The organism is Nocardiopsis codii (assembly GCF_036327455.1).
GTDB classification, from domain to species: Bacteria; Actinomycetota; Actinomycetes; order Streptosporangiales; family Streptosporangiaceae; genus Nocardiopsis; species Nocardiopsis codii.
In genome coordinates, this window is record NZ_JAUZMY010000026.1 from 47,132 (window position 1) to 64,652 (window position 17,521).

A 17,521-nucleotide genomic window follows, 5' to 3' on the forward strand; every position below is an offset into this window, starting at 1 on the left:
CCTGAACCCGCTGAACACGGAACCGGACCCCGCCAATATCGCTGGCGGGGTCCGGTTCTGCTCGCAGCCTACTTGCCGCGCACCACAGCGAGCAGAGCGGCCCACTCGGGGGCCGAAGCCTCCAGGTGACCGAGCGGCCGGTTCTGGGTGTCGCGCACCAGGACGGCGGCCTGATCGCGGCGAGCCTCCACGCAGTGGCCGCCGTTACCGTTGCTGTAGGTGGACTTGTTCCAGTCCTCGGTCATCATGTGATGCTGCCTCGAATCTCTTCCATGCGGGTTCGTGATGCGGGCACCGGCAGTGCGGCACTCCTGAGGTCCCCGAATATTCGGTCGTAGCTTGCCACAACCTCAGCCTGCTTGAGTGACACACCCGTCTCCTGACTCTCGACATAGGCGAATGTGCCGGAATCAGGTACTTCCATCAGCGTAAACGACCCACCCAGACCAGCGTGTCCCTCGGTGGCAATCGGAACGATCTGGATGGTCGTCCGAGGGCGGTAGGACAGGTCAAGGAGATGGTCGATCTGGGAGACCATCACCTGCCGGTCTCGGAACCGCCTCAACAACACCACCTCATCCAGGAGCACCGTGAGAGTGGGCGGGTGAGGCCTGCTGAGGATCTGCTGCCGATGCTTTCGAGCCTTGACGATCTGGTCGATGACTTCCGTGCTGGCCTCGGGCTTTGAAAGTTCACCGATGACCCGCGCGTAGTCTTCGACCTGGATCAGACCAGGCACCAGCCCGTGGGAGTAGTCACGGATCTTGACCGCGGTCTGCTCGGCCTCTGCGGCTTCGCGGAAGTACGCGGTCATGCCCGTGCCGGAGAACGCTGCGTCCCAAGCGTCCACGAGCACACCCCGCGCGGTAAGAGCCCGATCGAGACGAACCACTGGGTCCCTCCGTGTCCCTTTTTTCCCCAGTTCCAAATCGCTAACTAGGCTTTGGGAAACGGTGGCCAGCGCAGCTATCTCCTGCTGCGAGAGACCTGCCTGACCTCGGAGTTTCCTGAGCAGCCTTCCGAAGCGAAGTCGCGCAGCTTCCTCACTCTCCTCCGTTTTCTTCATCTCACCACCCACCTATCTATCGGTACCGCCGGTCATAGTTTCTTTACCTTCTTTAGAGGTAATCATAGACCGGGGGGTGGTCGAGTTGGCAAGGTTCGTGGTGAAGGAACTTTCCGCCCCCTCGGAGCGGGAGGCGAGTGCCGTTTTGCCCTCGTGAACACAAACGGGACATTGCACTCATCCAGACATGAAAAGGCCCCGGTGGTCGCCGTTAACGACCTCCGAGGCTTAAGCCCCACCTGTCCCGCAAAGACGTGAGGTGAGACGAATGAAGCCTACCCGCACCACAGCACCGAATCCAGACCCCACCCCTGAGACCGGTGTCCCGTACCCCCACCGCATTCGGTTCGAGGAACCCGGCCGCCACGGCATCATCCTCGGCCATGAACCCGACACCACCCACCTCGTCAACTGGGTGCACGCCGTGGTCCCCGGCCCGGTGGCGAAACGGGTCGAGCAGATCGCGGTCGCTCTCGTGTCGAACGCCCACAGGCACACCCGGTCCGGGGACCCGGGCGGGAACGTGCGGGTGGTCATCGGTATCGACCCGTTCCTGATCCGGGTCGCTGTGACCGACAACGGCCCCCGCCGGGACACCGTCATCCCCTACCCCCGGTCGGGTTCCCTCCGACTCTCGCCCCTGCCCGGTCTGCACCTGGTCGAACAGCTCGCCATCTGCTGGGACTGGGACTGGGAGTGGAAGGGCACCACGATGGGTCCACTCACGATCCGCGCGGTGGTGGAGAACCCATGACGTGGAACCGCGCCCACGACCGTGGGCAACAGCGTGTGGCCGCTGCTCTCACCCGTGACCATCTGCCGTACTGGTGGGTGCGGTGGTCCTACCCCAATCGCTGGTGGGAGGCCTACTTCACCGGCCCCGCCACGGTGGCCCCGCTCAGGTCCACGGACCCCGCCGACCTGGCCAAGCGGATGAAGTCCACCCTCAAGGAGCTGGCCAAGGGCCACCTCCGATGAAGCCCCGCCGGGTCACACACACCCGGCGGACGGTGCGGCGATGACGCACCTCCCCCTGCTCCCGGGAGGATTCCGCCGCCGCACCACACCCGGGCCCTGGCTGATGACCCGCCAGGGCCCGGGTCCCACGACCACACAAGGAGACCTGCATGTACTGGTTCTGCGACGCCTGGGGCCGCATGGTCGTGACCTGCCCCCACGACACACCAATGCCACCACCGAAATGACCTTCCCCCGCTGGTGAGACGTCACCAGACCGCGGGGCCACCAGCGAGGGGGCTGGTGGCCCCGCCCCACCCTCTCGGGGCCGGTCGTACTTCCCCGGACCGGCCCCGACCCGCCAACTGCTAGATGGAGACCCCGGTGCCCGCCCCTCAACCCGGACCGCCGAACCCCGACGACCTGCTCTCCCCCGGCGAGGTCGCCCGCCTGTTCCGGGTGGACCCCAAGACCGTCACCGCATGGGCCAAGGAAGGCCGCCTCCAGTCCATCAAAACCCTCGGCGGGCACCGCCGGTTCTCGAAGGCGCAGATCAACGACCTCCTCCGCCAAGGTGACGGCCCGGTCCTCCGAGCGTTAGAGCTCGCCCGGGGGTTGGCCGCCGACTCCGCCAACTACTCCGCCGCCGATCACATCGCCGCCCTGATCACCACCCTCCGCACCCGGGAGCCCCGATGACCCCCACCTGGAAGATCACCCCCACCGACGTGGACGGGCACCCCGCCGTCGAGTTCCAACGCCCCTGGGACAAAGAGCCCACCACCATCCGCGTCCTGGACCCCGACCGGGTGCGTACCGACCTTCACGCCCTGGAGGCGGTCGAGGCCGACAATCCGGGCTGGTTCGCCGGGTTCCTCCACCGCCATGTCCCGGTCACCCACCTGGACGGCCTGTGGGCGCAACACCCCGGCGACGTCCTGGTGGAAGCGGACACCCCCGAAGAACTCGCCGCAGCAGTCACCGCCGCCCGCACCAAGCACGGCCTGTAAGAGGAGAGCCCGGTGACCATCCAGACGAGGCCCCCGTATGCCAATGACGGGACCCCGCTCATTCCCCGGTACATGGCCTACGCGGAGACCGTCGCCCCCGGAGTGATGGCAGCCCGGGAACGGGCCGCTGCGGACGCCGCCGCCGGGCTGGCCCGCCTGGAACAGATCGCCGCCCAGCAGGAGTTCGACACCGCGAAGGCCCGCCTGGAAGCCGCCCGGAAACAGGTCGACGCCGCCGACACCTTGCACCTGGGGGTCGCGGTCCGCCAGTGGCACGACCTCGTCACCACATGAGCCAGGGCCCGTGCGTTCCGGGGGTGACGCACGGGCCCCACACCACACCTCCACCGAGAAAGGCACCCATGACCACGACCGCCCCTGAAGTCTTCACCGGCGGCCAGAAGGCCCTCATGGCGCAGGAAGCCGTCCACGCGACCCGGCAGTACTCGCCCGGCACCGTCCCCGGACTGCTCCAGACCCTCGACTACGCGACCGAAGTCGCGAACGCCCTGCCCCACCTCAGCGACGACCGTGAGGACCACATCCGGTTGCGGATGGCGCGCGGCCGGCAGGTCCGCGAGTGCACGCACCTGCGCCACCAGTTCATCGTCGGCGCCGCCGTGCACGACCTCGACCCGCACACGCCGCTGATGGACGCCCAGCGCGCCCACCTGGCCGACCTGGACCAGCTCGGCCACATCGACATCCGGGTCCGCCCGGCCAGGGTGGTCCTGACCGACCCGACCGGTTTCACCATCCGGGCCGGGAGGGTGTGGATCGAGGCCGGAGACACCTATTTCGTGGCCTCTGACGACGTCCAGCAGTGGGTCGAGGAGTGGGGGCGGCTGTGGGAGGAAGCGGTGCCACTGTCCGCTTACCAGCAAGGACAGCGGTAAGACCTTCGCCCCGGCACACCTGTGACCTGGCCTCGCTACAGCTGATCCCGGGGTTGTGACCCGGGCACCAGATCCGTGAGGGAACCGGCTGGATGACGGCACGCCCGGGACTGGAGACCCCGGGCTGCCGTTGACGTGCCCTTCACGTAGGGGCCGCCCGCTCCCGTCTGGGCGGGCGGCCCTCCCCTCCCCCATAACCACCACCGAAACGAGGAACACGTGAACATCGCCCCCCTGACCCCCGACGAGATACCCGGGCCGGTCGCCGTCATCACAGGCGGCACCAGCCGCGAACGAGACCGGTCCCTCCTCTCCGGTGCGGCCGTCGCCGCGTCCCTGACCCGCCACCGCATCCCCCACTACCTCGTAGACCCGGCCGGCCCCGACCTGCCCGGCCAGCTCCGAGGTGCGTCGTGCGCGTTCCTCGCGATCGCCGGAACCGGCGCTGAAGACGGGCTCCTCCAAGGGGTCTTGGACACCCTCGGTGTGCCCTACACCGGGTCGGGGGTGTTGGCCAGCGCGATCGGGATGCACAAGCCGACTGCGAAAACCGTGGTGGCGGCCGAGGGGGTGCCGGTCGCGGACGGCGAACTCGTCTCCGCGGGGACCACGTCGTTCGCCTGGGATGACCTGGGGTGGCCGGTGATCGTCAAGCCGGTCTCCGAGGGCGGGTCGGTGGGGATGGCCATCGCCCGGGACGAAACCGAGCTGGCCGCGATCGTCAAGGCCAGTACCGATGATCTGCTGGTGGAACGCCTGCACCCCGGCCTGTCGGTGACCGTGGGCGTGATCGAGAACGAGGGTTCCTTGGTGGCGCTGCCGCCGCTGGAGGCCCGCACCCCCACCACCGGGTTCTACTCCTACGAGGCCAAACGGAACCCGGCGTTGCACGAGTACGTGTGTCCCGCCCGGGTGCCCGCGGCCACCCGCGACCTGTTGCACACTTACGCGATCATCACCCACGAGGCGTTGGGCTGCTCCACCTACTCCCGGTCGGACTTCATGGTCGATGAGGATGGGGCCATCGTGTGGTTGGAGGTCAACACCCTGCCCGGCCTGTCCCCGACCGGGAACATGGCGACCATGGCTCAGGTCGCGGGCATCGACTACGACCAGCTGGTAGCGCTCATCCTGCGCCCCACCCTGGCCCGAGTGCGGAAGGAAGGTGCCGCCGGTGCTGTCAGCCAGTGATGTGGACGCGGCGGCCCGCCGACTGACCGGGGCCGTGGTGCGTACCCCCGTGGTGTCCTCGCCTGCGTTGACCCGGACGGTAGGCGCTCCGGTGGTGTGCAAGGCCGAGAACCTGCAACACGGCGGGGCGTTCAAGTTCCGGGGGGCGTTGCACGCCCTGCTGGGTCTGTCCGACGCTCGCCGTGCCCGTGGTGTGGTCGGGGCGTCCTCGGGCAACCACGGCGGTGCGTTGGCGTTGGCCGGTCACGAACTCGGGGTGCCCGTGACCGTGGTGCTGCCCGCTGACGTGCCCGAGGTGAAAGCCGACCGGGCCCGCTCCCTGGGGGCGCAGGTGGTGTTCTACGACCGGCACACCCAGGACCGGGACGCGCTCGTCGCGGAACTGGCAGACCGGCACGGGTACACCATCGTGCCCTCCGCCGACCACCCTGACGTGATGGCCGGGGCCGGCACCCTCGCTGTGGAACTCCTCGACCAGGCCCCGGATGTGCGGACCGTGCTCGTGCCGGTGGGCGGTGGCGGCTTGGCGGCAGGGTGCGCGACCTGGTTGGCGGAGGCCGCCCCGCACGTGCGGGTGATCGGTGTGGAACCGGAGGACGCGGCCGACACCGCCGCGTCCCTGGTCGCCGGGGAACGGGTACAGATCGGTGCCCCGGCCACGTGCGCGGACGGGCTGCGGCACACCACCCCGCCCGCCGGGCCCTTCGCGGTGAACCAACAACACCTGGCCGGGGTGGTCACCGTGTCCGAAGCCGAGATCGGAACCGCCATGCGGTGGTGCTTCGAGCACCTGCGCATGGTCGTCGAACCGTCCGGGGCGACCGCCCTGGCCGCGCTCGCCGCCCGGTGGGGTGAGATCGGCGAGGGCCCCGTAGGTGTGGTGCTCTCAGGCGGTAACGTCACCTGGGACACGTTCGCCCAGATGGTAGGAGAACCCGGTGGCAACCCGGTGCGGGGCCTGCGAGAACACGAGCACGCTGCATGAACCGGTCACCCCGGTCACCCAGTACGCGACCCCCGAGCTGATCAACGCGATCGCGTATGAGGGGCACGACCCCGGCGCCGACCCTGCGTGGGCGGTGTCCGGGGCCGTGTCCCGCGAGGAGTACGCCCGGTGGTGCCGCCACGCGTGCGGGATGGCGTGCCTGCGCATGGTCCTCACCCACCGGGACGGTGACGCTCCTCCGCTGCTCGAACTCCTGCACGGGGTCCGGAAGGCCGGCGGGTACGTCGAGCAGGCGGATGGGTCGGTGAAGGGGTTGATCTACGCGCCGTTCGTGGAGTACGTGCGCGACACCCACCGGTTGGACGCGCACGTGCGCACCGGTATGGACACCGCGGCCCTGACCCAGGAACTCGACGCCGGGCGCATGGTGATCGCGTCCGTGCACAAGGAGATCCGCCGCCCCGAACGCCCGGCGCCGGGCCGGGGCGGGCACCTGGTGCTCGTCATCGGCCACCACGATGGGATGGTGCACTTCCGCAACCCGTCAGGGCACCGGCCCGACACCGTCACCGCGCACCTCCCGGCCGAACGCTTCGCGGAGTTCTTCGCCGGGCGGGGAATCGTCGTGACCCCCGCCCGGCGGTGACTCACCGGGCCGCGAGCGCGTCAGCCAGCTCACCGAGGTTCAACGAGTTCGCGCCCTTGACCAACACCACGTCCCCCGCCGAGAACCGGTACCGGCCCAGCCACTCCCCAGCGGCGGCCTTCGTCGACACCACCTGACCGTCCGGCCCGTACTCCGCGGCGAGCACACGGGCATCACGCTCACCCACCGCGACGAGCACGTGGATTCCGAGCACGGCGGCCAACGCCCCGATCTTGCGGTGTTCCTCCGCCGAGTCCTCGCCCAGCTCACGCATCTCCCCCAACAGGGCGATCGTGCGACCCTTACGCCCCTGGCCCAGGTGCGCCAACGCCCGCAACGCCGCCGACATCGAATCGGCGTTGGCGTTGTAGGCGTCGTTGACCACCATCAGCCCGTCGCCGCGCTCGACCACCCGCATCCGCCCCACCGACACCGGTACCGCCTGCGACAGCATCTCCCCCACCTGGAGGACGTCCATACCCACCGCCCCGGCCGCCGCAGCGGCAGCGAGCGCGTTGGACACCTGGTGCTCGCCCACGACCTGGAGGCTCACCTCGGCGTCACCGCCCCGGGTGCGGAGGGTGAACGATGCCCGCCCCTGCTCATCGAGGACGATGTCGACGGCGCGCACGTCCGCCCCCGAAGCGGTCCCGAAGGTGACCACCCGGGCGTCGGTGCGGTCCGCCATCGCCGCCACCCGGGCATCGTCGGCGTTGAGGACCGCCACACCACCATCAGCCGCTGACGGGAGCGCTTCGACCAGCTCCCCCTTGGCCTTCGCAGTCAGCTCCTGGCCGCCGAACTCGCCCGCGTGCGCGGTACCGACGTTGAGGACCACACCCACCGTGGGCGGGGTGATCTGGGTGAGGTAGGTGATGTGGCCCTGGCCGCGGGCTCCCATCTCCACCACCAGGTGGCTGGTGTCAGCGGTGGCCTCCAACGCGGTGAGCGGCAACCCGATCTCGTTGTTGAACGACCCCTGGGTGGCCACGGTCGACCCGGCGGCTTCGAGGACCTGGGCGATGAGGTCCTTGGTGGAGGTCTTCCCGGACGACCCGGTGATGGCGATGACGTCCAGGCCGGGCAGCTCCTCCACGTGAGCACGGGCCCAGCTACCCAACGCGGTGAGTGGATCATCGACCACGATCGCGGGGGCGTCGATCGGGTGGGAGGCGAGCACCGCGACCGCGCCGGCCTTGAGAGCGGCCGGGGCGTAGTCGTGCCCGTCTCGGCCGTCGCCGTGGAGGGCGATGAACAGGTCCCCGGGGCGGACCTTGCGGGAGTCGAAGGCGACCCCGGTCGCCTGGATTTCGGGGTCGGTGCCGGTGACCTGGCCGCCGGTGGCGGCGGCGATTCGGGCGAGGGACACGGGTTGCATGGGGCCTCCGGGCTGTTCAGGCGTGACGGTTCGACCGTATCGAGGGAGCCGGGTCGGCCGTGTGATTTCGGGGGGGCGGGTGGGTGTTCGGGTTCTGTGGGACAACGGCAGCGTCGACCTGGCGGGTGTCTCTACAACTCTCCTCCAGGTCGGCTTTCCTCTGGAAAAAATAGCAACACTCGTTGCGAATTAAGGAGAAAGTGGGCAAAATAGGCGTGTCGAGACCCCCAACCCATGGGGACTGAGGAGAACCCCCTATGCGCTACACGCACTTCACCGTCCCCCCACCGCCAACCGGTGTACTCCCGGCCGGCCGAGCGTGCCGCACCGACTGCTACGACGACATGGCCGACCAGTCGGGAACCCACGCCTCCCTCTACCACTAGCCCTGCCACCCGCCCCCAGGCGTACACCCCTGCCATCATCTGTGGCATGAGCGTTCCCGAACCCGAGGGCGGGTGGCCCCAAACGCAGGCCGAACTCGCGCGCCGACACGGCGTCCACAAGTCGGCCATCACCCGCGCCCTCGCCGCCGCGCAGGCCCGCCACGACACCAACCCGGACGAGCACCCGCCCCCGCCCGCCCCCGTCAACCCGGGAGAGGAAAGGCCGCGGTGGTTGCCGGCCGTGTTCGATCCGTGGTGGGAGAACCGGCCGAGGCGGGGGCGCCCGAAAGGAACCTGACGTGTTTGCCCCTCCCCGGGATTTGTCGTCTCTGCCCGGCTACGAAACCAAGGCCTCCACTGTTCCGCAGCGCACCGCGTTTCTGGGGCGTTGCTCCACGAAGGACAACCAGGACCCGCGCAGCAGCATCATGGGGCAGGCCGACGAGGCTCGCGCCCTCCTGGACGACGGTGAGGACTTCGTCGGGTACTGGTGGGACGTGGAATCGGGGATGCTCGACCTGGACAACCGGGGGCAGGTTACCGACGCCGAGTACGCCGCCCTGGGTATCCCCCTGCCCCGCGACGGCGGGCTGAAGGAGCTGCTGGATACCGCTGAGCGGGGCGGTATCACCCGGGTGGTGTGCGAGCGGATCAGCCGCGTCGCCCGCGACACCCTCGTCTCGTTGACGGTGGAAGCCCATTTGAAGAAGCTCGGCGTGCCCGTGGAGTGCGCGAACGAGCCCCAGGGGGGCACCGAAACGGGCCGCCTGCGGGTGCGTCGAGGCGGGCAGATGGAAGCGGAGATCTTCCGTGCCGAGCTCATGGAGATGTCCATGCGCGGGCAGCGCCGGCACGCCGCGGACGGGTACCAGCACGGGCCGCCCTGCTACGGGTATGTGGCCCTGGTCGACCCGGACGCGACGGTGACCCCGAACCGGTTCGGGGTCGCCCGGCCGAAGAAGCGGTTGGCGTTGCACCCCGACCGGCGGAAGCAGGACACCATCAGGGAAGTGTTTCGGCTACGGGTGGAGGAGCGGTGGAAGAACTCTGACATCCGCAGGTTGTTGGAGTCGGCGCCGTCGCGGCATCCGGTAGAGGTGGTGTGGACCGATGCCCGGGTGAAGGCGATGCTGCGGCAGCCGAAGTACACCGGGTTCCAGGTGTACAACAAGCGGTCGAAGACCTCGCAGTTCAACCCCATCTCCGAATGGGTGTGGTCGTCGGAGAAAGCCCATCCGGAGATCGTGCCGTTCGACACCTGGTACGAGGCGCAGGCGGTGACCGCGCAGATGCGCACCCGGGAGAAGACGGGGTTGGATCGGGTGCGGGAAGCAGCGCACGGGGCCGGGTTGTCGATGACGGTTGCCCGGTCGAACACTTCCCATGTCGTGTACCGGATCGGCCGTCAGGAGTATGTGGTGCCGCGCGGGGAGCTGGCGGACACGGTCGCGGACGCCATCATCGACTCGCTCGGGGGTGCGGTGTGAGGGGGTACACGGTCGAGGTGGAGCGGAGCACCCGCCTGTGGGTGGGCCGGGTGGTGGGGACGGCGGTGTTCGTTCAGGGGAGGTCTTTGCGGGATGTGGCGGGGGCCGCGCGGGCTGCTCTGCTCCTGGTGGATGCCGACGGGGAGTTCGAGGTGGAGGTGGTGCCTCGGTCGCCGGAGTTGGAAGCGGTGGTCGGGGCGCGGTCCGCCTATGAGGGGGTGGTGGGTGAGGCGGTGCGGCGTCTGCGTGCGGCCCGGGTGTCGTGGGCGGATGTGGCGGTGGCGGTGGGGGTCACCCAGGGGCAGGCGCGGAAGGCGTTGGGGATGCTGGGTGAGAATTCGGGTTCGGTGGACAGGGCGGAGGCGGGGGCGGTAGCTTCGGGTGAAGTGCTCCCTGCCGCTGCGGGGATGACCCCAACGCCGGAATACCCATCTGGCGGATGATGGCTTGAGCCCCGCGCACGTGGGGATGGACCGGGCGGGGCTGGCTATGACGCCCCTTGGATCGTGTGAGCCCCGCGCACGCGGGGATGAACCCCGCCAGATGTCCTGGGTCCGCCAGTCGTAGAGCTGCTCCCCACCTCGCGGGGATGAACCCTCACCCTCTCCCGGGTGGGGGTTTCACCGTGTGGGGGTACACCCACCTGCATGGATGACGAACCGCCTCTGACCGAAGACGACCAAGCGTGGTGGGCCGCGCTCCTTGCCGAGGTCGGGCCGGAGGGCGCCGGCCAGATCGCGGACCTTCTCGGTCTGGACCCCGACGACCTCTGATGCGCGCACCCACACACCGTGCCCCGCCGCTCGTGCGCGTCACCATGGACGGTGTGCGCCTGTTCGCGTACCTGCTGGAGTGGGTCGGGCAGGACGGCGAGAAGGCGCGTGTGTGGTGGGTGGAGCAGTACGCGGGTGAGCCGTACCAGTGGCGGGCAGTGGAGGCCGACCTGCCCCGGGACTCCGTGGAGCTGCTGGAGGGGCAGGCCTACGCGCAGGTGCCACAGAGTGCGGGTGGTGTGCGGGAGCCGGAGCGTGAGGAGGACACCCGGACGTGGCGGCAGCAGAGCCGGGGCGACCGGTCCTGAAATGCGAAAAGGGCCCCCGCGTCCGGTGAAGGACACGGGGGCCAGGCGTGTTCGGAGATTCCCCAACCTTTCGAACACATGTACGAATCTACAGTACTTATCGGTGGCCAGCAACCGTCACAGGCGCATCCCCAATACCAGCCGGTTACGACGAACCGGGGGCGGTGGCAGCGGCTCCGCCGGACCAATCCACGCCCCGTCCGCAACCGCCACATGGGACAGCCACAACGGCGGCGGCACCCGGCCAAGCGCAAGGTCGATCGCGGCACGCGTCTCCGGACCCGGCACCCCATCCGCAGGGGTGACACCACGGGAGGTCTGAAACGACACGACGGCGCGGTGGGTGGCGTCGCCGAAATCGCCGTCCGCACCGGCCGCCCCCAGGTTGTACCCGAGGTCGAGGAGTTCGAGCTGGAGGGAACGCACCTCCGTCCCCTGATCACCCCAGTACAACGTGGCCCGCCGCCGCCACCGGTACCCGGTCAGGTCCAAGGTGCGGCCCGGATCGGATAGCCCCGCCCAGGCGTGGATGCGGGACCCGGTAGTGGCGTGCCCCGCGAACACCTGCGACGTGAGAGTCCCGGCCCCGTCCCACCGAAGTTCGCACCTCCACCACCGGGACGTGGCCACCGCCGAACCCGTCTCCGTGGTCCACGACAGCGGGGCCGCAGCGAGATCGGGGGCCTGCAACCTGGTGCCAACGTTTCCGGCGGCCGTCGCGTGCACAGTCCACGCCAACGCGGGCATGACCGCCACGGACCGCACCTCGTTCGTGCCGTGTCCGGCGTCCTGAAGGCGCGGCATCCACGTGTACCAGCGGGCCGACCACGGCCCCGACGCGGGAAGAGGAACCCGCAGGCGGGGGGTTTCCGCACGGTGGTGCCCGGACTGGACACGCACCGCGGGTTGGCCGAACACCGTCCACGTACTGTCGTAGACCGCTCGGGCGCCGGGCGCGGCGATGGTGACCGTTCCCGTCTCAGCGGTGGCCGCCAGAGACGAGTTCGACACCGTAGCGCCCACCGTCCCGGACAGCCGGTTCAGAACCCGGGCACGGTACACCAGCTCCACCCGGTGAAAGTCCACGAACGGCGCTGTGTTGGTGTTACCCGAGAACGCGGAGAACGCCACCCCCAGGTCACCCGTGGGGATGGTGTCAGCGGTGACCGCCCGGTCGATCGTCCACACCGTGGGCTCGACGGTGCCGTGCCGCCACACCCGGGCGCGCACCTGGTGGCCGTCCACCCGGGCACGCGCCCACAACCGCACCCCGGGCGTGTAGGTGAGGCCAGTGTCCACGACCGCCCCGAGCTGGGTGCCGCCCCGGGTGACGCTCAAGCCCACCGACCCATCCACCCCGAGCACGACACGGGCCCGGTAGTACGATCCCAGGTTCGCGGGGTCGCGGCGCAACACCAACCCCACCAGCAGGGCCTCACCGGTCGACACCTGCCCGGCAGAGAACTGGGCCAGGACCTCGCCGTCACCCCACGGGCGATCCACCCGGGACCCGCGCAGGGTGCCCGGGTTCGACGCGAGGATGACGCGGGCCCGGCCCGGTGCGACGGATCGTTCCGCCAGCGTGCCGCCGGACAGTGCCCACGGCATCCCGGAACCTGTCTGACCCCACCCGTCCGTGACGGTCCGGTTGAACGGGTCGATGATGGTCGTCACCGGATCATCACCTGCACTGCCACGTCGGAGACCACATCCGCGTCCGTGCCCAGCTCCACAGCGACGGTCAGCCCGGTCCCGTCCGAGATGGTCTCCTCGGGGGCGACGATCGTCCACGGTGCGGCGGAGTCCAGCAGGGTAGCGGCGATGACCGTGGTGGCCCCGGTGTCCGGGTCGATCTTCAGCACGTGCACGGCCAGGGTGCCGGCGGTGACGATGCCCTGCGCCCTCACCCGGGTGACCGTCTGTGGTTTCCCTTCGAGATTCCAGTAGTGGGTGCGGGACGTGTGGGTTTCGGCGTCCCCGTCCAGGGACCACACCAACGGGTGGGCGGTCCCGATCCACTCCCCCGGGTCCTCCCCGCCCCCACCACCGGAACCGTTCTCCACTGCGGTGAGGCGGTTGTCGATCCGGTCGGTGATGGACGGCCAGTCGGTGGTGGTGATGACCCACCGGCCCTGGGTTTCCCCGGTGGGGTCTTCGGGGTCACCGCCCCCCGTGGTGGGTTCAGGGCCGATCAGGACACGCTTCACCTCGTCCGGGCCCCGGAACCGGGGGATGGCCCCGTACTCCGCGGTGACGAGGTGGTCGACGGCCGCGCCTTCGGCGTTGAGCAGGTCGGTGGTGCGGTCGCCGGTGTCGTAGTCGTACACCCACAGGCGCACCCCGGGGACGAGCACGGTTTGGTAGCCGATGACCTCCCCGGGGAGTTGGACCTGTTGGCCAGGGCTGATGACGTAGTCGGCAGGGCTGCCGCCGTACCAGTACCTCACGGGCCCCTCCTCGCTATGTGGTTGTCGTGTGGGGGGTATTCGTGGGGTCAGGCCCCGGCCCGCGGCGGGCGGGCGGCGTTGATCTCAGCGGCGGGGATGTACACCGGGCTCTGGGCGGTGAGCCCGAACGACAGGATCAGGCGGCCGATGCGCTGGGCGGTGGCTCCGGTGGAGGTCTCCAGGAACCGGCCGACCAGGTAGTAGGCGGAGCCGACCACGAACGCCACAGCGGGCTCGAGAACGGGTTCGATCACAGCGGCCAGGGCGACGTCGGGCAGGGTGATCCCGTACTTCGCGCCGAGCGCGGCGACGGCGCCGACGAGGTACGGAAGCAGGGTGCGGACGATGGATGCGGGGTCGATACGACGGGACATTGGTGTCCTTTCGGGGAGGAATAGGAAAAGCCACCCCGGGTGTGGGGTGGCTTGTCAGCGGGTGGCGCTACCTTGTGTGCTTTAACGACGTATAGACGCACGGGTGGTTGAAATGGATAATCGCGACTTTGCGTTAAACAATGAAGCCCACAGGGCCAGCCACCCTTCGGAGCGGAGTTATTTAATCCTGAGAACCGGAACGGGGAAAAGCCTTCTTCATTTTCTGCCCGTTCTGAATCTGATTGCTTTGCGCGGTTGGAAGACCCCGCCAGCTCCCAGGGCCGCCAGCCGGTACGTGCAGTTCAGCGGTGAACTCTCCCCAACCACCCTCACGAAGGGGCGGGGTGAACAGGGACTTCTCCGAGCCAGGAAGCTCGCCGGTCGAACCCACGCACTGTGCGCGTTGTGTCGGGAGGAGTACCCAGCCAGCCTGTTGGAGCTGACCCACATCAACCCTCGGGCAAATGTGGAGAGCGACCGGGAAAAACTCGATCTGTGGAATGTCATGTTGGCGTGCGGGCAGTGCCATTCCCTGTTCGACAAAGGCTTGCTGTGGGTGAACGGCTCCGGGGTTGTGCAGTGGGAAGGCGGGTTCGGCCCCGACCACCTGCTCACGGTGTGGGGTGAGCGGGCGGCCGGGGGCCGATGCCTGGAGTTCCGGGAGGGCAACCGGGGGTTCTTCCGGGCCCGGTTGTCCTACAGTCGAGTTCTCACCTGATCGGCAGAACCAGAACCGGTCCATGTGCGCACAGAACCAGGTCCGAGCCCGCCCAGACGGCGCACGCCAAGGCCACCCCGGCGGCGAACCCGACCGCAACCCACAGTGCGGGGCGCGGACGGGTTCGGCGGGTCAGGTGACGGGAGCGGTCCATGCCGCAGCCCAGGTGTCGGGGCCGACGATCCCGTCGACGCCGAGGCGCTTCTCCTGCTGGAACTGGCGGGTCACCCGGGCGCTAGCGGGCCCGTACTGGCCGTCGACACCGATCGACCAGCCCCGGTCGCGCATGCGCTGCTGGTAGGTGCGCACGCTGGAGTGGGCCGTGTAGTCCTTGAGGTACACGCCGGGCCACGCGCGAACACCGCTGTCCGGCTTCGCGGCCGGGGCGGTGAGTCCGAGGTGGGCGAGGGTCGCGGGCCCGGCGATACCGTCGACGTCCAGGCCGTTGGCCTTCTGGTAGGCGCGGACGGCGGCCTCGGTGCCGGGGCCGTAGTAGCCGTCAGCGGTGACGCCGAGCTTGGCCTGGAGGGGCTTGATGGCGTCGCCGTACTCGTACAGCTGGAAGAGGCCGTCGCCGTTCTCCGGCCGGTACTCGCCCGAGCCGCCCCCGGTGTTGGGGGTGCCGTTGCCCTTCTTGCCGAACGTGCCGTCCTGGACCATGCGGTACAGCGGGGTGCCGGGGCACGAGGTGGACACGAAGTCGCGGTGTCCCCGGATCGCCCCGGACACCCCCCGGGCCATGAGGTAGGCGCGCAGGTCGCGAACCCCCTGGATCTGCGCCGGGGTGGGCTGCTCGTTGCCGCCGATCATCAGCGACACGCTGTACCAGTTGGAGTTACCCGAGGTGGTGCCCTGCGCGGCCTGGTACTTGTTGAGGCCCCGGCCGGTGAACACCTCCCCGTTCACGGCCACCCCGAAGCTGTATCCGAGGTCGGCCCAGCCGTTGCCGTTGACGTGGCTGGACCGGACGCCCTTCCAGTAGCGGACGCAGTCAGCCTGCGTCTTCAGGCCGGTCGCGGCACCGTTGTAGTGGATGACGAGGCCGGAGTCCGGGTTGGCGTAGTCCGCGCCGGAGGCTCCCCAGCCGAAATAGGAACGGGGACGAAGGATCACAGGAAGCCCTTTCTGTGGGCATGAAAAAGGGCCCCGACCGGAGTGGTGCGGGGCCCTAGAGGTGGGGAGGAGGGAAGGGTCAGGCCGGGGGGAAGAACACCCCGGGGCGGGTCGCGTGCGCGTTGGCCCGCTTAACCACCCTGACCGGGCTCTCCGCGTGGACGACCTGGCAGAACGCGCGCACCGCAGCGTCCAGGGTTTCTGGGGAGTACCGGGCGTTGGTCGGCGACATGGTGTCGCTCACGGTGAGTTCCAGCCACCCTTCGTACTGGTCGGTCATGGTCATCTCGTACCGGTACGGGCCGGACACGGTCACGTCGTAGTCGGGCTCGGGCGGGGTCTCGGGGTCACACACAGCGGGCTCTCTTCCAGTCGGGTGCTTCATCAGGTGGTGGGTGGGTTGTTGCGGATCGTGATGTCCTGCTGGACCACAGACGGGGTCGGATCACGGGCCGCCAACTGGTCGACCTTGTCCGTGAGGTCAGCGACCGCGGCCTCCGTGCGGCGGGCAGCGTCCTTCAGTGACGTGCCGGTGTTGTACTCCACCTCGTGCCGCACCAACTTCACCTGGCCTTCCAGCGACGACAACCGCTCCACCACACCCGGGCGGGCCTCCACACCCGGCCGGGCTTCCTCCCCCACCCAGTCGTCCAAGAAGTGCGCCACCCCCCGGAACACGGACACCACACGGCCGATGAGCTTCGCCAACCCGACACAGATCGCAGTCAGGCCCGTCGCGATGACTGCGAACCCGCCCACCCACGCCCCCGCCGTGATCAACCAGGTGGGTAGTTCAGAGGTCATATTCGATCCCGTCCAAACAGATCCACCGGGGGCTGTGGGAGGAGTAGCCGACGAGCTGCCCCGGCAACGACCCCGTCGAGTTCACGGAGACGACGTCCATGCGCATCACCGCCACACCGGACCGCGACTCGCACGCGATCGGGTAACGGCGCCACGCACCCGGGCGGGCCGCGGCCGGCACCCGCGCGTAGTAGTCGCCGGAGGGCAGGGCGGCCCCGTTGCTGCGCTCGATGGTGCCCCGCAGCTCAACCCGGCCGGGGCGGATGAAGCACCACGACGGGGCGTGCCCGTGCGACGCTGTCCGGTACCCGGAGCGGAGTTCGAGTGCCGCCCAGTCCGTGGGGAACTGGGTGTCGGCGATGCTCGCCCACCTGGTTCCGGTCCACACGATCAGGGTGCCGGTGTCCGTTTCCAGGGCGACCATGCCCCGGTGCGGGGTGGGTGGTCGGTGGGTGGACAGGCAGGGGGCCGCCCCGGACGGGGCCGTAAATTCGCGGGGTCGGGTGTCGACGTCGCCGGGGGCGACCACCCCGGACTGTCCGGCGATGGTGATGACCGCGAGGACGACGTCCCACACCCCTGCCCCCTGACGGGTGGGTGCGGGCGGGGTTCCCGATCCGGGGGTGCCCGGCAGGATGGTCACGGTCGCGGTGTCGGCCAGCGGGTCGGCGCGGACCACGACCAGGTCCCGGCGTGCGGACCCGGACGTGTTCGGGACGACAGGGCGGGTGATGGGGACGGTGACCCGGTACCAGTAGCCGCCCACCAGGCAGTATCCGGTGCCGATGGTGATGAGGCCGGTGCCGGTCGCGGTGACGGTGAGTTCCTGGCCGAGGTCGGTGGGGGCGGTCATACCCCCGGTGGTGACGACCCCGGATGGTGCGAATTGGCGGAGGAGACGGGCGAGGTCTTCGGCGGCGTCCAGCGGCGAATCAGCGAAGACGCCGGAGAGTTCGGCCACTAGGAGCCCCCTTTCATGACGAAGGGCCCGACACCGTGTGGTGCGGGCCCGGGTGGGTGG

Annotated in this window: 24 protein-coding genes and 1 pseudogene; 15 read left to right on the plus strand and 10 right to left on the minus strand. The window is 69.3% G+C overall.

Going from position 1 to position 17,521, the window contains the following annotated elements; genetic code table 11:
- Positions 1-68 precede the first annotated feature (68 nt).
- Both Q8791_RS23295 and Q8791_RS23300 read right to left on the minus strand, forming a co-directional pair.
- The gene (locus Q8791_RS23295) at positions 69-248 is read right to left on the minus strand and encodes a DUF397 domain-containing protein (protein WP_330093917.1); all 180 of its coding nucleotides are present in this window, start codon (positions 246-248) and stop codon (positions 69-71) included.
- Complete coding sequence (locus tag Q8791_RS23300; RefSeq protein ID WP_330093918.1) at positions 245-1,078, minus strand: helix-turn-helix domain-containing protein; 834 nt, start codon at positions 1,076-1,078, stop codon at positions 245-247. Before Q8791_RS23300 ends, Q8791_RS23295 begins: the two co-directional genes overlap by 4 nt.
- 256 nt (positions 1,079-1,334) lie before the next feature.
- On the opposite strand from Q8791_RS23300, the gene Q8791_RS23305 reads away from it, so the two are divergent.
- The 9 genes and pseudogenes from Q8791_RS23305 (at position 1,335) to Q8791_RS23345 (ending at position 6,712) form a co-directional block, all read left to right on the plus strand.
- Positions 1,335-1,820 carry an ATP-binding protein gene (locus tag Q8791_RS23305; protein ID WP_330093919.1) on the plus strand — a complete coding sequence of 162 codons (486 nt, stop codon included), beginning with the start codon at positions 1,335-1,337 and terminating at the stop codon, positions 1,818-1,820.
- Positions 1,817-2,044, plus strand: coding sequence for a hypothetical protein (locus Q8791_RS23310; protein WP_330093920.1), 228 nt, complete (start codon positions 1,817-1,819; stop codon positions 2,042-2,044). The genes Q8791_RS23305 and Q8791_RS23310 overlap by 4 nt, the downstream gene beginning before the upstream one ends.
- A 351-nt stretch (positions 2,045-2,395) precedes the next feature.
- Positions 2,396-2,590 (plus strand): annotated as a pseudogene (locus Q8791_RS23315) (BldC family transcriptional regulator); the annotation flags it as partial.
- Between the two features lie 128 nt (positions 2,591-2,718).
- Complete coding sequence (locus tag Q8791_RS23320; protein ID WP_330093921.1) at positions 2,719-3,033, plus strand: hypothetical protein; 315 nt, start codon at positions 2,719-2,721, stop codon at positions 3,031-3,033.
- A 12-nt stretch (positions 3,034-3,045) separates the two neighbouring features.
- Positions 3,046-3,327 (plus strand): hypothetical protein, encoded by a 282-nt coding sequence (locus Q8791_RS23325; protein WP_330093922.1) that lies wholly within the window; start codon positions 3,046-3,048, stop codon positions 3,325-3,327.
- Positions 3,328-3,395: 68 nt separating this feature from the next.
- Positions 3,396-3,929, plus strand: a complete 534-nt coding sequence (locus Q8791_RS23330; RefSeq protein WP_330093923.1) for a Scr1 family TA system antitoxin-like transcriptional regulator — start codon at positions 3,396-3,398, stop codon at positions 3,927-3,929.
- A gap of 219 nt (positions 3,930-4,148) precedes the next feature.
- Positions 4,149-5,120 (plus strand): D-alanine--D-alanine ligase family protein, encoded by a 972-nt coding sequence (locus Q8791_RS23335; protein WP_330093924.1) that lies wholly within the window; start codon positions 4,149-4,151, stop codon positions 5,118-5,120.
- Positions 5,104-6,105 carry a threonine ammonia-lyase gene (locus tag Q8791_RS23340; protein WP_330093925.1) on the plus strand — a complete coding sequence of 334 codons (1,002 nt, stop codon included), beginning with the start codon at positions 5,104-5,106 and terminating at the stop codon, positions 6,103-6,105. Before Q8791_RS23335 ends, Q8791_RS23340 begins: the two co-directional genes overlap by 17 nt.
- Complete coding sequence (locus tag Q8791_RS23345; RefSeq protein ID WP_330093926.1) at positions 6,059-6,712, plus strand: C39 family peptidase; 654 nt, start codon at positions 6,059-6,061, stop codon at positions 6,710-6,712. The genes Q8791_RS23340 and Q8791_RS23345 overlap by 47 nt, the downstream gene beginning before the upstream one ends.
- Before the next feature lies 1 nt (position 6,713).
- On the opposite strand, the gene Q8791_RS23350 is transcribed toward Q8791_RS23345, so the two are convergent.
- Positions 6,714-8,090: a UDP-N-acetylmuramoyl-tripeptide--D-alanyl-D-alanine ligase gene (locus Q8791_RS23350; protein WP_330093927.1), complete on the minus strand. Its 1,377-nt coding sequence runs from the start codon at positions 8,088-8,090 to the stop codon at positions 6,714-6,716.
- 257 nt (positions 8,091-8,347) lie between these two features.
- On the opposite strand from Q8791_RS23350, the gene Q8791_RS23355 reads away from it, so the two are divergent.
- The 5 genes from Q8791_RS23355 (at position 8,348) to Q8791_RS23375 (ending at position 11,044) form a co-directional block, all read left to right on the plus strand.
- Positions 8,348-8,476: a hypothetical protein gene (locus tag Q8791_RS23355; RefSeq protein ID WP_330093928.1), complete on the plus strand. Its 129-nt coding sequence runs from the start codon at positions 8,348-8,350 to the stop codon at positions 8,474-8,476.
- Between the two features lie 46 nt (positions 8,477-8,522).
- The gene (locus tag Q8791_RS23360; RefSeq protein ID WP_330093929.1) at positions 8,523-8,774 is read left to right on the plus strand and encodes a hypothetical protein; all 252 of its coding nucleotides are present in this window, start codon (positions 8,523-8,525) and stop codon (positions 8,772-8,774) included.
- 1 nt (position 8,775) lies between these two features.
- Positions 8,776-9,963 carry a recombinase family protein gene (locus Q8791_RS23365; protein WP_330093930.1) on the plus strand — a complete coding sequence of 396 codons (1,188 nt, stop codon included), beginning with the start codon at positions 8,776-8,778 and terminating at the stop codon, positions 9,961-9,963.
- 647 nt (positions 9,964-10,610) lie between these two features.
- Complete coding sequence (locus Q8791_RS23370) at positions 10,611-10,736, plus strand: hypothetical protein (protein ID WP_330093931.1); 126 nt, start codon at positions 10,611-10,613, stop codon at positions 10,734-10,736.
- Complete coding sequence (locus Q8791_RS23375; RefSeq protein WP_330093932.1) at positions 10,736-11,044, plus strand: hypothetical protein; 309 nt, start codon at positions 10,736-10,738, stop codon at positions 11,042-11,044. The genes Q8791_RS23370 and Q8791_RS23375 overlap by 1 nt, the downstream gene beginning before the upstream one ends.
- Before the next feature lie 117 nt (positions 11,045-11,161).
- On the opposite strand, the gene Q8791_RS23380 is transcribed toward Q8791_RS23375, so the two are convergent.
- From Q8791_RS23380 to Q8791_RS23390, 3 genes are read right to left on the minus strand one after another with little or no spacing between them, the layout of a single operon-like run.
- Positions 11,162-12,718: a peptidoglycan-binding domain-containing protein gene (locus tag Q8791_RS23380; protein ID WP_330093933.1), complete on the minus strand. Its 1,557-nt coding sequence runs from the start codon at positions 12,716-12,718 to the stop codon at positions 11,162-11,164.
- Positions 12,715-13,491 carry a hypothetical protein gene (locus Q8791_RS23385; protein WP_330093934.1) on the minus strand — a complete coding sequence of 259 codons (777 nt, stop codon included), beginning with the start codon at positions 13,489-13,491 and terminating at the stop codon, positions 12,715-12,717. Before Q8791_RS23385 ends, Q8791_RS23380 begins: the two co-directional genes overlap by 4 nt.
- Positions 13,492-13,538: 47 nt before the next feature.
- Positions 13,539-13,865, minus strand: a complete 327-nt coding sequence (locus tag Q8791_RS23390; protein ID WP_330093935.1) for a hypothetical protein — start codon at positions 13,863-13,865, stop codon at positions 13,539-13,541.
- A gap of 112 nt (positions 13,866-13,977) precedes the next feature.
- Here Q8791_RS23390 and Q8791_RS23395 point away from each other — a divergent pair, with 112 nt between their 5' ends.
- Entirely contained in the window at positions 13,978-14,583 is a 606-nt protein-coding gene (locus tag Q8791_RS23395) for an HNH endonuclease signature motif containing protein (protein ID WP_330093999.1), read from the plus strand.
- Between the two features lie 132 nt (positions 14,584-14,715).
- Here the strand turns inward: Q8791_RS23395 and Q8791_RS23400 are convergent, their stop codons facing one another.
- The 4 genes from Q8791_RS23400 to Q8791_RS23415 form a co-directional block, all read right to left on the minus strand.
- Positions 14,716-15,696, minus strand: a complete 981-nt coding sequence (locus Q8791_RS23400) for a peptidoglycan recognition protein family protein (protein WP_330093936.1) — start codon at positions 15,694-15,696, stop codon at positions 14,716-14,718.
- Positions 15,697-15,775: 79 nt separating this feature from the next.
- Positions 15,776-16,051 carry a hypothetical protein gene (locus tag Q8791_RS23405; RefSeq protein WP_330093937.1) on the minus strand — a complete coding sequence of 92 codons (276 nt, stop codon included), beginning with the start codon at positions 16,049-16,051 and terminating at the stop codon, positions 15,776-15,778.
- Positions 16,052-16,080: 29 nt separating this feature from the next.
- The gene (locus Q8791_RS23410) at positions 16,081-16,500 is read right to left on the minus strand and encodes a hypothetical protein (protein WP_330093938.1); all 420 of its coding nucleotides are present in this window, start codon (positions 16,498-16,500) and stop codon (positions 16,081-16,083) included.
- The gene (locus Q8791_RS23415) at positions 16,490-17,353 is read right to left on the minus strand and encodes a hypothetical protein (RefSeq protein WP_330093939.1); all 864 of its coding nucleotides are present in this window, start codon (positions 17,351-17,353) and stop codon (positions 16,490-16,492) included. The genes Q8791_RS23410 and Q8791_RS23415 overlap by 11 nt, the downstream gene beginning before the upstream one ends.
- Positions 17,354-17,521: the final 168 nt, after the last annotated feature.

Bases quoted from the DNA above. Each gene is read 5' to 3' on its own strand.
- Q8791_RS23295 (WP_330093917.1), bottom strand. From the start codon at position 248: ATGATGACCGAGGACTGGAACAAGTCCACCTACAGCAACGGTAACGGC.
- Q8791_RS23305 (WP_330093919.1), top strand. From the start codon at position 1,335: ATGAAGCCTACCCGCACCACAGCACCGAATCCAGACCCCACCCCTGAG.
- Q8791_RS23310 (WP_330093920.1), top strand. From the start codon at position 1,817: ATGACGTGGAACCGCGCCCACGACCGTGGGCAACAGCGTGTGGCCGCT.
- Q8791_RS23320 (WP_330093921.1), top strand. From the start codon at position 2,719: ATGACCCCCACCTGGAAGATCACCCCCACCGACGTGGACGGGCACCCC.
- Q8791_RS23330 (WP_330093923.1), top strand. From the start codon at position 3,396: ATGACCACGACCGCCCCTGAAGTCTTCACCGGCGGCCAGAAGGCCCTC.
- Q8791_RS23350 (WP_330093927.1), bottom strand. From the start codon at position 8,090: ATGCAACCCGTGTCCCTCGCCCGAATCGCCGCCGCCACCGGCGGCCAG.
- Q8791_RS23355 (WP_330093928.1), top strand. From the start codon at position 8,348: ATGCGCTACACGCACTTCACCGTCCCCCCACCGCCAACCGGTGTACTC.
- Q8791_RS23360 (WP_330093929.1), top strand. From the start codon at position 8,523: ATGAGCGTTCCCGAACCCGAGGGCGGGTGGCCCCAAACGCAGGCCGAA.
- Q8791_RS23370 (WP_330093931.1), top strand. From the start codon at position 10,611: ATGGATGACGAACCGCCTCTGACCGAAGACGACCAAGCGTGGTGGGCC.
- Q8791_RS23375 (WP_330093932.1), top strand. From the start codon at position 10,736: ATGCGCGCACCCACACACCGTGCCCCGCCGCTCGTGCGCGTCACCATG.
- Q8791_RS23390 (WP_330093935.1), bottom strand. From the start codon at position 13,865: ATGTCCCGTCGTATCGACCCCGCATCCATCGTCCGCACCCTGCTTCCG.
- Q8791_RS23395 (WP_330093999.1), top strand. From the start codon at position 13,978: ATGGATAATCGCGACTTTGCGTTAAACAATGAAGCCCACAGGGCCAGC.
- Q8791_RS23410 (WP_330093938.1), bottom strand. From the start codon at position 16,500: ATGACCTCTGAACTACCCACCTGGTTGATCACGGCGGGGGCGTGGGTG.
- Q8791_RS23415 (WP_330093939.1), bottom strand. From the start codon at position 17,353: ATGACCGCCCCCACCGACCTCGGCCAGGAACTCACCGTCACCGCGACC.